This is a genomic window from Vibrio sp. G-C-1 (assembly GCF_021728015.1).
In the GTDB taxonomy this organism is placed as follows: domain Bacteria; phylum Pseudomonadota; class Gammaproteobacteria; order Enterobacterales; family Vibrionaceae; genus Vibrio; species Vibrio splendidus.
This window is the reverse complement of sequence record NZ_JAKKCR010000013.1, coordinates 65,823-80,257: the sequence shown is the minus strand read 5'-3', so window position 1 is coordinate 80,257 and position 14,435 is coordinate 65,823. Positions and strand designations below refer to the sequence as shown.

The 14,435-nt window shown below is 45.2% G+C and carries 11 protein-coding genes; 2 read left to right on the top strand and 9 right to left on the bottom strand.

Translation table 11 applies throughout. The features are described from left to right. Positions 1-250 precede the first annotated feature (250 nt). Positions 251-1,798, top strand: a complete 1,548-nt coding sequence (locus L3V36_RS18225; protein WP_017084421.1) for an alanine/glycine:cation symporter family protein — start codon at positions 251-253, stop codon at positions 1,796-1,798. Between the two features lie 128 nt (positions 1,799-1,926). Here L3V36_RS18225 and L3V36_RS18220 read toward each other — a convergent pair whose 3' ends face one another. The 5 genes from L3V36_RS18220 to guaB form a co-directional block, all read right to left on the bottom strand. Next, positions 1,927-2,520 carry a GPR1/FUN34/YaaH family transporter gene (locus tag L3V36_RS18220; protein ID WP_017106470.1) on the bottom strand — a complete coding sequence of 198 codons (594 nt, stop codon included), beginning with the start codon at positions 2,518-2,520 and terminating at the stop codon, positions 1,927-1,929. 397 nt (positions 2,521-2,917) lie between these two features. Next, positions 2,918-4,468, bottom strand: coding sequence for a Na+/H+ antiporter NhaC family protein (locus tag L3V36_RS18215; protein ID WP_102447159.1), 1,551 nt, complete (start codon positions 4,466-4,468; stop codon positions 2,918-2,920). A gap of 274 nt (positions 4,469-4,742) precedes the next feature. Continuing rightward, on the bottom strand, positions 4,743-6,440 hold the full coding sequence (locus L3V36_RS18210; RefSeq protein ID WP_208775208.1) for a chitinase: 1,698 nt from the start codon (positions 6,438-6,440) through the stop codon (positions 4,743-4,745). A gap of 323 nt (positions 6,441-6,763) precedes the next feature. Beyond that, positions 6,764-8,317: a glutamine-hydrolyzing GMP synthase gene (guaA, locus tag L3V36_RS18205; protein WP_017079884.1), complete on the bottom strand. Its 1,554-nt coding sequence runs from the start codon at positions 8,315-8,317 to the stop codon at positions 6,764-6,766. A gap of 365 nt (positions 8,318-8,682) precedes the next feature. Further along, complete coding sequence (guaB, locus tag L3V36_RS18200; RefSeq protein ID WP_004735127.1) at positions 8,683-10,146, bottom strand: IMP dehydrogenase; 1,464 nt, start codon at positions 10,144-10,146, stop codon at positions 8,683-8,685. 269 nt (positions 10,147-10,415) lie between these two features. On the opposite strand from guaB, the gene xseA reads away from it, so the two are divergent. After that, a complete protein-coding gene (gene xseA, locus L3V36_RS18195) occupies positions 10,416-11,762 on the top strand; it encodes an exodeoxyribonuclease VII large subunit (RefSeq protein WP_102447157.1) in 1,347 nt (448 codons plus the stop codon). 121 nt (positions 11,763-11,883) lie between these two features. On the opposite strand, the gene ureG is transcribed toward xseA, so the two are convergent. The 4 genes from ureG to ureE form a co-directional block, all read right to left on the bottom strand. Next, positions 11,884-12,525, bottom strand: a complete 642-nt coding sequence (gene ureG, locus L3V36_RS18190; protein ID WP_102447156.1) for an urease accessory protein UreG — start codon at positions 12,523-12,525, stop codon at positions 11,884-11,886. A gap of 46 nt (positions 12,526-12,571) precedes the next feature. Further along, complete coding sequence (locus L3V36_RS18185; RefSeq protein WP_017079883.1) at positions 12,572-13,252, bottom strand: urease accessory UreF family protein; 681 nt, start codon at positions 13,250-13,252, stop codon at positions 12,572-12,574. Between the two features lie 42 nt (positions 13,253-13,294). Beyond that, positions 13,295-13,891 (bottom strand): HupE/UreJ family protein, encoded by a 597-nt coding sequence (locus L3V36_RS18180; protein WP_017079882.1) that lies wholly within the window; start codon positions 13,889-13,891, stop codon positions 13,295-13,297. Positions 13,892-13,965: 74 nt separating this feature from the next. Then, on the bottom strand, positions 13,966-14,418 hold the full coding sequence (gene ureE / locus L3V36_RS18175) for an urease accessory protein UreE (RefSeq protein WP_017080288.1): 453 nt from the start codon (positions 14,416-14,418) through the stop codon (positions 13,966-13,968). Between the last annotated feature and the right edge of the window lie 17 nt (positions 14,419-14,435).

Here is a 14,435-nt window from a genome sequence, read left to right as displayed (position 1 = left end):
TAAAATTTCTATTTTTGTATTAATCACTATTTATTCACTCTGCAAAACGCCAATGAGCACATGCAGTTGCATATGAAATTAAATGGAACGATTATCGAATTAGAACTAAGCGTTAACAAACCCCCTCTGTAACTTGCTTTATGTCACAGTAATCCTAATGCGCAGTTAAATAATTTAACACTTGGGTTACAAGTGAAGTATTGTGTTGTTCGAAAAACAATCATAAGTAAAACTAACAGGGAAAATACTCATGCAGTCATTCGTTGATTTTTTGAATGGAATAATCTGGAGCCCAGTACTTATCTACCTATGTTTAGGTGCAGGTTTGTTCTACTCCATCATGACTCGATTTGTTCAAATCCGTCACTTCTTTGAAATGTGGCGCTTGCTACTATCAGGTAAAAGCTCTGCAAAAGGCATCTCGTCTTTCCAAGCTCTTGCCGTTTCGCTATCTGGCCGTGTAGGTACAGGTAACATTGCTGGTGTTGCTGCCGCTATCGGTTTCGGTGGCCCAGGTGCAGTCTTTTGGATGTGGGTTGTAGCCTTCTTTGGCGCCGCGACTGCTTACGCAGAATCTACGCTAGCGCAAATCTACAAAGAAGAAGACGAAGGCCAGTTCCGTGGCGGTCCGGCTTACTACATTGAAAAAGCAATGGGCCAGAAGTGGTACGCATGGATCTTCGCTATCTCGACTATTTTTGCATGTGGTATTTTGCTTCCAGGTGTTCAGTCAAACAGTATAGGTAATGCTGTAGAAGCTGCATTTGGCTCAGGCGACATGATTGAAACAGCTATCGGTACATTCAGTTTCGCTAAAATTTTCACTGGTACTGTTGTTGCTATCATCCTTGCTTTCATCATCTTTGGTGGTGTTAAACGTATCGCGAACTTCACACAAATTGTTGTTCCATTCATGGCATTGGCTTACATCATTATCGCGTTCGTTATCATCTTGCTAAACATCGGCCAAGTGCCAGCTGTTTTCGGAATGATTCTTGGCGATGCATTCACACCTATGGCGGGCTTTGGTGCTGCAATTGGTTGGGGTGTTAAGCGTGGTGTTTACTCAAACGAAGCAGGTCAAGGTACTGGTCCTCACGCGGCAGCAGCGGCAAATGTCGATCACCCAGCTCAGCAAGGTTTGGTACAAGCGTTCTCTATCTACATCGATACTCTTCTAGTATGTTCTGCTACAGCGTTCATGATCATCATCACTGGTGCTTACAACGTTCACGGCGGCGCTGAAGGCGTGTTCCTTGTTCAGAACTTAGCAGCAAACATTGGTGCGAATGGTCCTGTATTTACACAGCTTGCTATTGAAAGTGCATTACCAGGTATTGGTAAGCCATTCATCGCATTTGCTCTGTTCTTCTTCGCATTTACAACGATTCTTGCTTACTACTACATCGCAGAAACGAATATTGCTTACCTACGTCGTACCATCAAGATCCCTGGCATGATGTTCGTACTTAAGCTTGTTCTTATCACTGCGGTTTTCTATGGCACAGTCAAAACAGCTAACCTTGCATGGGCAATGGGTGATGTTGGTGTTGGCTTGATGGCATGGTTAAACATCGTTGGTATTCTGATCATCTTCTTCATGTCTAAGCCTGCGCTTAAAGCTCTAGCAGACTACGAAGAACAGCAGAAACAAGGTGTGACTGAGTACACATTCAACCCTGTAAAACTAGGCATTAAAGGTGCTACTTACTGGGAAGAAAAGTACAAGCGTAAAACAGGTAAGTCTCCTGAAGCAGAAGCTGCAGACACTAAACCTGTAGAGCAACCTTCAGCTTAAGATTACCTAAACAAATAGCGCTATTAATAACGCATAAAAAAGGGGTTAGCCATTTCAGCTAACCCCTTTTGTTTTATTCATAACCAATAAACGGCTTATAACAAACTAACTGTTCCCAAGTTAGAGCATTAAGCAGCGATTTCTTGTGTTGCCATTTGAGGTGCTTTCTTCTCACCAACAGGCAGTACTGTGCGGCCGTATTCGTTGTTGATTACTTGTGCCATTGCAAAGTAGATAGCTGAAGCGCCACAGAAGATACCTTCAAAACCAGCGATAGTGCCGATCAAAGAGCTGCCCGTGAAATTATGAGCTGCAAGTAGGAAGAACAAGATAGTGAGTGAACCGAATACTACCTGCTTCGCTACTGGGTAGCATAGAGAACCGATGAACATGAAGCCTGTGAAGATGCCCCATAATAGTAGATACCAACCCATGAATGCTGCAGGGCTTGCTGGTAGACCCATGTAAGGCATTACAATCAAACCAACCAAAGACAACCAGAACAGACCGTAAGAAGTAAATGCAGTTGTACCGAACGTGTCACCACGTTTGAAACACATTGTGCCCACGATAACTTGGCTCAAACCACCGTAAAAAATACCCATCGCAAGGATCATTGAATCCATTGGGAAGAAACCTGCGTTGTGGATATTAAGAAGAATAGTGGTCATACCGAAACCCATTAAGCCTAGTGGCGCTGGGTTAGCTAGTTTGGTCGACATTGCGAATTTACCTTATTAAAGTGGTTGATTAAAAAAAATCGATAAAATTTGTAAGAAAATTTTAATCTATAAACCGCCATAAAGGATAATCAAGTTAACGCAAACTAAGGTTGTAGAAATGATCTTATGGAAAATTAGTTTCATAACGGCGCAGATTGATTCATAGGAACTATAAATAAGCAGGTTCCCTATCACGCTATAAAAAAAGATGCGAGATACGAGATGCGAAAAGAGTCTTTAGATTTGAGTAAAGCGCCCCCCTAAATAGCAAACGTAGGCAACAGAGGGCGAGCTTTCGTTACCCGTTTACTCGCATCCCGTATCTATTCATTAGATCGTCATTCCAGAATCGAGGGACGAGATATCTGGAATCTCCTCCCTCGTTTGTAATCTTAAATTACGCTTGTTGTGGTTTAGATTCAGACACTTGAGATTGAACTTCTGAAGAAGCGTTTTTACTCACATCTCGTTTAGCTAACAGAGTCACAAGGATAAGCTGAGCAACAAGAGCGCCCAACACAACCAATGCACTTCCAGTAAAGCCTGCCACTACAAAACTGACCAAAGCGATAGAGCCGTTCATCAACGCATAAGGAAGCTGTGTCTTGAAGTGTTCAAACTGATCACACCCAGCCCCTGTTGAAGAAAGAATCGTTGTTTCAGAGATCGGTGAGCAATGGTCACCAAATAAACCACCAGACAACACTGCGCCAATTGCGACGAGTAGCGGTGCATCAATCGCAATCGCGGTTGGAATAACCAATGGCATCATTATCGCGAAGGTTCCCCACGACGAACCAGTAGCAAATGAAATAATAGCCGACAACAAAAAAGCGACCGCAGGCACTAGCCAATAAGGGAAACCACTCTGTGCTTGCTCGGCAATATAAGCCGCTGCGCCCAACTCTTTACCGACTGTACTTAACGCCCAAGCCAATACCAAGATGATCGCAACTGGCATCATGTTTCCCATGCCTTTTAAATACACTGAAACACCATCTGAAAGCTTTCTTACACCGTAGTAAGCCATTAGCGAGATCAAGGTAATCGCCGCAAAGAAATAAGCCGATGATAAAGCTGCTCTGAACGATGAACCCGCGACCTTTTGGAATGGGAAGCCTTGAGGAACCAACATGGCACACAACACCACCAGCATCACTAACAACGGTGCCCAAACAAAAGATGCCTTTGCATTTTTATGCGAGAACGGATTCAGTGATTCGCTATTCACGCCAGTATCGATTCCCGCTTGGCAATCACGCTCGGCTTTTGCCATTGGCCCAAAGTCTAAACCTTTAACGGACACTAACGGGACAATGAAAATCGCGAGGAATGCGTAGAACTGAAAAGGAATCGCACCGATGAAGGCATCCCAATCAGACATGTTGACATTCAACGCCGTGAACTCTTTTTGAATCAGACTCATGATGTAAACGCCCCATCCAATGAAAGGGATAAGAATAGCGACGGGCGACGAGGTTGAGTCGATGATGAATGCTAGCTTCTGTCTTGAGAGTTTCAGTTTATCGAAAAGGGGACGAAAAACAGGGCCAACAATTAACGGAGTACCTAAGTCTGAGAAAAATATAACGATTCCACCCAACCATGCTGAGATTTGAGCTTGGCATTTGTTGCTTACCCATTGAGTAACACGTTTTGCAAACGCAACACCACCACCCGACTTCTCCATCAGAGCAACAAAGCCACCGATGAACACCAACAGCATAATGACACCTGCGTTATAGCTGTCGGTAAGTTGAGGGACTAAGTAACCTTTCACCATGGTACCAAACGTATCAAGTGGGTTAAGTTCGCTAAACATGCCAGTCAGCATCGCCACACCACTCAGCACGCCAGCAAAAAGGCCTATCACTACATTCCTTGTCGCCAACGACAACACCAAAGTAATAACAATGGGGATGAGTGACGTGATATCTGTCTGTTCCATAGGTACACCTTAACCCTAAAATAAAAAGAATAAATATAAATTAAATTTGAATATAAATTCACAACCATCATTTGTACAGAACTTTATCCTCTAACTGGATAATTAGTCTTTAAATGCGCTTCAACATAGCCAAATAGACCAATAGCCCTCCTTAGATAGCCAAGTTCGAAACGAAAAAAAGCCGAAAGTAGAAACTTTCGGCTTTTGATTATTTATATCATTATGGTCGTACTACTGAACTCGTCGGTTAGACCGCTTTTCAGTATTCAGACGATCAATTACAGCTAATTTCATCCCAGAACCAATTCGACTGAACAGGGCTTTCCCATACACCCGGGCCGTTTTTAGCCACGAAACACTTGCCGTTATGTGTCACCTTGTCACCGTTACTCACTTGGCTAACGCCCGCTTGCCATGTGATAAACACCGATGGGTCAACGACGACAGGCGGCTCGGTAACAGGTGGTTCAACTGGTGTTGGGTCTACCGGAGCAGGATCAACAGGTGTAGGATCGGTGACTACGGGTGGTGTTGGCTCTCCAGCAATCAACTTCCAAGGGCCTCCACTCGCAGGGTCATCCCCTTGTGTCCACCATTTCGCTTCGTAGGTTGCATCGTTGTGAGTAACTTGGTCGCCCACGTTGTAAACCTTGGTCGCACTCCAACCGTTACCACCCGGATCAGTCCCAGGGTCTACCGGATCCAGCTTATCGACCACTTTCACTTCAGGCCAGCTCGCATGAGAACCATAAAAATTCGTCACACACTTCTCGTAATCGCCAGCCACTAGTGCTGAATATGCCGTTTGGAATCCAACCAACTCACATTCAAATGAGTAGCCTTCAGGGCGGTCTGCGTAGTATTTCCAGTTGCCATCCCAGTTGGTGTACAACACATCAGTCGCGCCGTTGAGATTCAAGCTTCCGTAAGGCGTTTGCTGCCAACAAGTATTGGCTTCATCCGCTTCTACCGGAATTTGATAGTGCGCCGCTAGCCCTTCCCAGTAACGAATACGGTTAACGGGTTGGCCTTTATCTTTGTTTTGCTCACCACATTCAATACCACCATTAATCACGTTGATCGTGGTACCAAATCCATAACCAATACCTGCATCCAATTCGCGTTGAGAGGGAGTCCAAGTACGGTCAATCACGTGCAGCATGGCTGGTTTAGGAGCTTGAGGCGTAAGGAAGAACCAGATAGCAGAAGCCAAGTTCAACCAAGAGTCAGCAACCAAGCCTGGATTATTCAATAGGACCGTCGCATCACCATCAAACATCACTTCCGAGAACGCGCCGTAGTTAAAATGGTAAGAAAGCTGTTTAGCACCACGTCCGAAGTAACCCTGCCCCGCGGCACATGGCCAACGTGCATTCTGCCAATCGTTCTGACCACAACCCGTGGTATAACCTTCTTGGCCTTCAGACCAACCCATTTCACGAACATGCACCAGCGCTTGCTGCCACTCTTCGAGAGCTAATGGATTATCAGAGGTGTTGTCTATCGCAATGTGACCGCCCGTCTCTTGTGAGAAGTGAGCAAAGGCCGTAATGATGGATTTTTTACAAATGGCGTCGGAGTCACGGCCGTCGGTGTACTCTCCACAGAAGGCTGGGAATTTGCCAATCGCACGTAAGAAGCGAGTGTAAGTATATTCTGGCGCTGCCATCTGAGTGAGGAAATCCCATTCAGATTGGGGGAATACACGCTCGACTCGTTTCACGTTTTCAGGATTCGAGGCTAAGCCCGGTTCTATCGCTTCAACAATACTATTGGGACGAGTCTGTAATGCTTGTGACCAGATCGCATACATAGGATCGGATGTTTTCGCTTGTTCAGCAGCTTGTAGGGCCGACTTTTCAACAAGGTAACCATTCGGGTTTTGCGGATCAGGTTGGATGTTCAAAGACGCATGACTTTGCGCTGCCAATGTGCAGCCGAGCACTGTCGCCAAATATTTGATTTTTAACATGATGAATTCTCTTATCTGTCCTTAATAAGTCCATCAAAGAGTATGCTTCACATGTGAAATGGCCTAGCTGTAGCGGTGTGAATTTATAAAAAGTGCGAGTGATCTTTTTGATATATAGCTCAACACAACAAAGCGTCTCATGGTTTCTTGAGCTGATATCTAGTTTCCAACTGATTTGGTGTTTAGTTGTCAGCTATAAGCTTTTAATACCCTGAGTCAGAAATAAAAAAGCCCCGAACTGAGTTCGAGGCTTTTAATAACTAAGTCAAATCATGGCTAAGTCAAATAATAGCTAAATCAAAACTGGTTAAATCTCTAAGAGATTATTCCCACTCGATAGTTGCTGGTGGCTTACCAGAAATATCGTAAACAACACGTGAAATGCCGTTAACTTCGTTGATAATACGGTTAGAAACCTTACCTAGGAAGTCGTATGGTAGGTGTGCCCAGTGAGCAGTCATGAAGTCGATAGTTTCTACAGCACGTAGAGATACAACCCAATCGTACTTACGGCCATCGCCCATTACGCCAACTGAACGTACTGGTAGGAATACCGTGAATGCTTGAGATACTTTGTGGTAAAGGTCAGCAGCGTGAAGCTCTTCAATGAAGATAGCATCAGCACGACGCAGTAAGTCACAGTACTCTTTCTTCACTTCACCAAGGACACGAACACCTAGACCTGGACCCGGAAATGGGTGGCGGTAAAGCATGTTGTATGGAAGACCAAGCTCTAGGCCGATCTTACGTACTTCATCTTTAAACAGCTCACGTAGAGGCTCAACAAGACCCATTTCCATATCATCAGGAAGACCACCAACGTTGTGGTGAGATTTGATTACGTGTGCTTTGCCAGTCTTAGATGCTGCAGACTCGATGACGTCTGGGTAGATAGTACCCTGAGCAAGCCATTTAGCATTCTTCAGTTTCTTAGACTCTTCGTCGAAGATATCTACGAATACGTGACCGATGATCTTACGTTTCGCTTCTGGTTCAGCTTCACCTTCCAGAGCGTTAAGGAAACGTTCTTCAGCATCAACTTTAATGATGTTAAGGCCGAATTTGTCACCAAACATGTCCATAACCTGCTCGCCTTCGTTTAAACGAAGAAGGCCGTTATCAACAAATACACATGTTAGTTTGTCGCCGATAGCGCGGTGAGCAAGCATCGCTACTACAGATGAATCCACACCACCAGAAAGACCAAGGATAACTTCGTCGTCACCTACTTGTTCTTTAATGCGTGCAACTGCATCTTCAATGATAGACGCTGAAGTCCACAGACCTTCACAACCACACGCGTTAAGAACGAAGTTCTCAAGCATTTTTAGGCCGTTTTTAGTGTGCGTTACTTCTGGGTGGAATTGAACACCGTAGTATTTCTTATCTTCGTTTGCCATTGCTGCGTATGGGCAAGTGTCTGTCTCTGCGATTTTTGTAAAATCAGCAGGGATTTCAACCACTTTGTCACCGTGGCTCATCCAAACATCTTGAGTCGTCTCAAGGTCAGCGAAAAGTGCAGATTCACCCGTTACTTGTACCGCTGCGTAGCCGAACTCGCGCTCAGTAGACGTTGCTACTTTACCGCCAAGTTGCTCAGCCATAGTTTGCATGCCGTAGCAGATACCGAAGACAGGAACACCTGAATCAAATACGTACTGAGGTGCACGTGGAGAATTCTCTTCCGTTACACTTTCAGGGCCACCAGATAGGATGATACCGTCTGGATTGAATTCACGAATATCCGCTTCTTCTACGTCCCAGCTCCAAAGTTCACAGTAAACACCGATCTCACGAATACGACGAGCTACTAGCTGTGTGTATTGAGAACCGAAGTCCAGAATTAGAATACGTTGGTCATGAATATTTTTAGTCATTGTAAGCAGTCTTATTGGCTATGTGATAAAACGGAGGCGAGTTTACTCACCTCTGATTAACTCTTCAAGAAATAAAGCAAACGTTTTCGTAGGTTATCTGTAAGGCGATGTTTTGTGAGAATTACTATCTAAACAAAACAGGCGGTAGATATAATACCAATCACAGTAAGTAAGTGTTCAGGAATAGCGCAGAAAAAAAGCTTGAGAACAAGGCAGAATTTTCTGATAAGTAGTTATTCTACAATCAAAAATTCTAACGAAGTTATCGAGGTTTTTAACAAGCTAGGATGACCAGTTATTTACTACGATTGGTATAAGAATGTGCCGACTAAATCAGCACATTATTCAAACGTTTGGACGTATTATTAACCTAAACGGTAGTTAGGTGCTTCTTTCGTGATTTGAACATCGTGTACGTGAGATTCTTTCATGCCCGCACCAGAGATACGAACAAACTCAGCTTTAGTACGCATGTCTTCAACAGTTGCAGAACCCGTTAGGCCCATGCTTGAGCGTAGACCGCCCATCTGTTGGTGAACGATCTCTTTTAGACGACCTTTGTATGCGATACGACCTTCAATACCTTCTGGAACAAGCTTGTCTGCAGCGTTGTCAGATTGGAAGTAACGGTCAGAAGAACCTTGAGACATAGCGCCAAGAGAACCCATACCACGGTAAGACTTGTAAGAACGACCGTTATAAAGGATAACTTCACCCGGTGCTTCTTCAGTACCCGCGAACATTGACCCAACCATCACACAAGATGCGCCAGCAACGATAGCTTTACAGATATCGCCAGAGAAGCGAATGCCGCCATCTGCGATTACTGGAATACCGTATTCGTTAGCCACTTCAGCTGCGTCTGCGATTGCTGTTACTTGAGGAACACCAACACCAGTAACGATACGAGTCGTACAGATTGAACCCGGGCCGATACCTACTTTAACCGCACTAACACCGGCTTCGATAAGAGCACGAGCGCCAGCGCCAGTTGCTACGTTACCACCGATGATTTGTAGATCAGGGTATGCAGCACGCGTATCACGGATACGGTTAAGTACGCCTTCAGAGTGACCATGTGAAGAGTCGATAAGTAGAACGTCTACGCCAGCTTCAACTAGAGCAGCAACGCGCTCTTCGTTACCAGCACCAGCACCAACAGCTGCACCTACACGTAGGCTGCCGCGCTCATCTTTACAAGCGTTTGGTTTACGTTCTGCTTTATGGAAATCTTTTGCAGTGATCATTCCCGTTAGTTGGAAGTCATCATTTACAACAAGAACTTTTTCAACGCGCGCTTCGTGCATTTTCTCTTGAACTTCTTCACGAGTTGCACCTTCTTTAACAGAAGCAAGGCGAGCTTTAGGCGTCATTACTACATCAACTTTCTTAGAAAGGTCAGTCACAAAGCGAACGTCACGGCCAGTAATAATACCAACAAGTTCGTTTGTTTCAGTAACAACAGGGAAACCGGCAAAGCCGTGTTTTTGAGTAAGGGCTACAACATCAGCGATTGTCGCGTCAGGGTTTACAGTAACAGGGTGAGAAACCACACCTGCTTCGTAAATTTTAACCTGGCGAACCATTTCAGCTTGCTGTTCAATAGACATGTTCTTATGAATGAAGCCTATTCCGCCTTCTTGTGCCAGTGCAATCGCTAGGCGAGCTTCTGTCACAGTATCCATCGATGCAGAGATCATTGGGATGTTTAGGGAAATATTCTTCGTCAGCTGAGTGCGAAGATCAGCTGTATTAGGGAGAACGGTGGAGTGTGCTGGCACTAGCAGTACGTCGTCGAATGTCAGCGCTTCTTTGGCAATTCTTAGCATTTGCAATATCTCACAATAATAGGAGTAAAAAGAAACAATCCAATCTCATCGTTTCGCCTAATGAGGGCAGCCAATTAAGGAAAATCAAACTGCATTTGGATTAGATATTGCGGACGGATTATACGGCCAACGAAATCGCTTGGCTACACATTTTTGTATTTTTAATTTGCATTTACCCCCTTGCTATGTATTATATTGCCGCTATCTTCCATACTCACGCCCTGTGATATTCCAAGAAAGACCTTCCTTCAAGGAAAGATAGTGCTTCTATGACTAATCCAAACATCTTTACTGTTTCTCGCCTCAACTCAGAGGTTCGTCTCCTATTAGAAAACGAAATGGGAATAGTCTGGCTCGTTGGTGAAATCTCAAATTTCTCTGCACCTGTCTCTGGTCACTGGTACCTCACACTTAAAGACTCCCGCGCTCAAGTTAAGTGCGCTATGTTTCGTGGCAATAACCGCCGTGTGACTTTTAAACCCCAGAACGGTAATCAAGTTCTAGTCAAAGCACGTCTGTCTCTTTATGAGCCGCGTGGTGACTATCAACTGATCATCGAAAGCATGCAGCCAGAGGGTGACGGTAAGCTTCAGCAAGAGTTTGAAAAACTTAAGATGAACTTGGCGGCGGAAGGCTTGTTCGCTCAGTCCAGTAAACAAATTCTCCCAGAACACCCTAAATGCGTTGGTGTCATCACCTCTAAAACAGGCGCAGCCCTCTTCGATATTCTCGATATACTGAAAAGACGCGATCCGTCATTGCCAGTCATCGTGTATCCGACCATGGTACAAGGTGAAGGAGCTTCGATTAAGATCGCTCAAGCGATTGGACGTGCCAATGAGCGCGACGAATGTGATGTATTGATCGTTGGTCGTGGTGGCGGTTCATTAGAAGACTTATGGTGTTTCAATAACGAGATCGTCGCTCGCACAATTGCAGCAAGCCAAATACCGATTATCAGCGCCGTTGGCCACGAAATTGACGTCACTATAGCCGATTTCGTCGCAGACATGCGAGCTCCAACGCCATCAGCAGCCGCTGAATTGGTTAGCCGTGACAACAGTCATAAAGAGCAAGCTTATGCGTCTAAACGTGCTCGTTTAGTCAGTGCGATTCGTCATGTGTTAATCAAACAAGCGCAATCAACTCAAACGTTGAAATACCGCTTAGAGAAACAACACCCGAGCTACCAACTGCAAAAGCAGAGTCAGCAGCTTGATGACCTAGACATGCGTTTGCGTCGTGGTATGACTCAATACCTAAAACAACATGCACAGCGTGTTGAACGTAAACAGCACCAGCTTCAGCTGAACTCACCAGTAAAGCGCCTTGGTGAACAAAAACTGCATCTACAACGTTCAGAGCAAAAACTATTGGATGCAATGGATAAAACACTGCTAACCACTCGCCACCAGCTAGCCATGGCTGCCGAGAAGTTAGAGACCGTTAGTCCACTTGCTACCCTAAAGCGTGGCTACAGCATTACTCATTCAGCATCGAGCAAGACCGTGTCATCGATTAATGACGTAGAAGTAGGTGAAGTGATCACCACTCAAGTTGAAGACGGTGTAATTGAGTCGCAAGTGACAACAAGCGTCGCGAAGAGCGAGCTTTAGATTCAACTAGGACGTTAAAAATCATTTAAAACCAGAAAGCGCCCTATCGAATAATCGACAGGGCTTTTTTGTGTCTATTGACTTCAAAAGCAAACGAACGGATTCAAACCTTACTCCCTACTCACGACTCAGTCGTAGAAGGCTCCTTCATGGTCAGCATTCCTTCCGTCACAATAAAGTTGATAATGAAGTCTAAGCCTTGGCTCTCTTTTAGGTTGGTGAACACATATGGCTTGGTTGGACGCATGCGTTGTGTGTCTTGCTCCATCACCTCAAGTGACGCACCAACATACGGTGCTAAATCGATCTTGTTGATGACTAGCAGATCAGAACGTGTAATACCCGGCCCGCCTTTACGTGGGATCTTCTCCCCTTCCGCCACATCGATTACATAGATAGTAAGGTCGGCTAACTCAGGGCTGAACGTGGCACTGAGGTTGTCGCCACCGCTTTCGACGAATACCACATCAAGGTTCTTATGCAGCTTAGCAAGCTCTTCTACGGCAGCTAAGTTCATCGACGCATCTTCACGAATTGCCGTGTGCGGACAGCCACCTGTTTCAACACCAATAATACGATCTGGTTCCAGAGCCTCTGCTCGCGTGAGAATCTTTGCATCTTCTTGTGTGTAGATGTCGTTGGTTACCACCGCAATGTTTAGCTTGTTGCGAATCGCTTTACATAACACTTCTAATAGCGCTGTTTTACCAGACCCTACCGGGCCACCAATACCAATTCGAAGTGGTTGCTTATAACTTTCCATTGTCTACTTCCTTATATTCTTTTTGCTACATCGTTCGCGCTAACCGCTACGAACGAAATAGTCGTGTGTATTGTGTTTCGTGCAGTGAACTCGCTAATGCCATCGAAGGCGAAAAGCTGCCTATCATCCAATCTTCTATCGTGCGTGCTTTCTCAATGATCTCGGGAAACGTGTTGGTGATATTAATCAATGCCAACTGACCATCGGTTTGCCCTAAAGGCACCAGTTTCACGCCTGCGGTAACGATGTTTTCAAGCCAACTCCATAAATAACCTTGTTTGAGGCTTTCTAAATCAATACCCCAATGTTGAGCTGCCATACACATTCCCAACAATTGGTTTGGATGACTATCAACAGAATCCACCAGCGAAATATCGATATCCAAGCGCTTCAACAAGGTGTTCAATGCATGCCCACGCTGCTTTTCTTCCGCTCGCAATTCACTGGTTTCACGGCTTGAGTATAAGTAGTTACACCAATGCTCAATCTCATCGATTTCACCCTTTTCTAGCGCGTGATAAAGACGCTCTAAGATAGGTAATTCCAAAGTTGCGACACTGGAACTGACGATGGTATTAAGCCACTGTTCCATGCTGTTGCGATCGGTCACCCACCCCGCTTCAACTGCTAACTCTAAGCCTTGCGAATAAGTGAACCCACCAATCGGCAACGATGGACTGATCAATTGAAACAGACGATAGACGGCTACATTTTCTGTTGTGGTCATAATCGTGCCCTCAGTCTTCCAGAATCAAATAAGTTCGAGAGCCTACGCGCCTAACAGCAATAGTGCGCTTGCTGAAGCCACGCCGACTGACAACCATTTAGAGTAAACCGCGCGACCAACAAAAGTACCGATAACCATCAGAGCCAAAGCACTGATACTCATGCCTGTTGCGAACTGAGTCAGGTTGCTCGCGGCTTCAACGCCGTGTGCGTAACCATGGAAGAACAACATAGCAATCGAAGCAACTAATACGCTGTTTACACGCTTGGTTGATGGTGAGAATACATGCCATAAACATAAGCTGACGACAAACAGAGAAGCGATAATGGCAGGCTCAACAATCACAGAGAAACCTAAGGCTTGGCCTGCGATAAGCCCTACCACTAAAGACACCAATCCACCGCCAATCAGAGCTGCTTTTGTCTTGGTGGAAAATGACAGTGCGCCAATTAACAGACCGAAAGCGATCAGCATGATTAGGTGATCCATGCCAGTCACAGGGTGAGTTAAGCCAGACATAAACGAGTGAGACTCATGAACTGAATGCGCCCCATGTCCTGGGTGAGCAAAAGCCATCGTTGATGTTGTTAGAGAAGCTATTGTGAAAGTGCATAAGCCTGCAGCTGTTTTAAAGTTCATCGCGAGTTCCTTGCGTTTATAGTTATTAATATTTGTTGTTATATAAATCGTTTAGTGAGTCATCAATGACTCGATTAATGATGGTGATGATGTCCACCAGAGCGACCGCCATAAGCACCGCCTTCTGGTTCAAACGGTTGTTTCTCGGTGGTCACCTTCGCGCCTAAACCTTCGACCATTTCATCCAAAACATGGTCGTGTTGATAGCGAACCCAGCCCGCTTCCACTTGCAGAGGAACATGTCGGTTACCAAGGTGATATGCCACTCGCGTTAACAGGAGCAAGTCTTCACAGTAAACAGTCGAAACGGTTTCCGGTGCCGCTTTCACTTCCACGACTAAACCACATTCACTTGAGAGTTGTTCGCCGCCACGCAAGATATGACCTCGTGGTAGAAACAGGCCGGCATTACGCCCGTCATCGAGCATCACCTTAAGACGACTTTTAATGCGGCTATCGATCGGCAGGCTTAAGTAGCCGTCCGGTGCATTTTGTATTTTAGTATTCAGTTGAGTCAGTTCAATCATGCTATTACCTCAATCTC

Coding starts and splice junctions, on each gene's coding strand:
- L3V36_RS18225 (WP_017084421.1), top strand. CDS start 251: ATGCAGTCATTCGTTGATTTTTTGAATGGAATAATCTGGAGCCCAGTA.
- L3V36_RS18220 (WP_017106470.1), bottom strand. CDS start 2,520: ATGTCGACCAAACTAGCTAACCCAGCGCCACTAGGCTTAATGGGTTTC.
- L3V36_RS18215 (WP_102447159.1), bottom strand. CDS start 4,468: ATGGAACAGACAGATATCACGTCACTCATCCCCATTGTTATTACTTTG.
- L3V36_RS18210 (WP_208775208.1), bottom strand. CDS start 6,440: ATGTTAAAAATCAAATATTTGGCGACAGTGCTCGGCTGCACATTGGCA.
- guaA (WP_017079884.1), bottom strand. CDS start 8,317: ATGACTAAAAATATTCATGACCAACGTATTCTAATTCTGGACTTCGGT.
- guaB (WP_004735127.1), bottom strand. CDS start 10,146: ATGCTAAGAATTGCCAAAGAAGCGCTGACATTCGACGACGTACTGCTA.
- xseA (WP_102447157.1), top strand. CDS start 10,416: ATGACTAATCCAAACATCTTTACTGTTTCTCGCCTCAACTCAGAGGTT.
- ureG (WP_102447156.1), bottom strand. CDS start 12,525: ATGGAAAGTTATAAGCAACCACTTCGAATTGGTATTGGTGGCCCGGTA.
- L3V36_RS18185 (WP_017079883.1), bottom strand. CDS start 13,252: ATGACCACAACAGAAAATGTAGCCGTCTATCGTCTGTTTCAATTGATC.
- L3V36_RS18180 (WP_017079882.1), bottom strand. CDS start 13,891: ATGAACTTTAAAACAGCTGCAGGCTTATGCACTTTCACAATAGCTTCT.
- ureE (WP_017080288.1), bottom strand. CDS start 14,418: ATGATTGAACTGACTCAACTGAATACTAAAATACAAAATGCACCGGAC.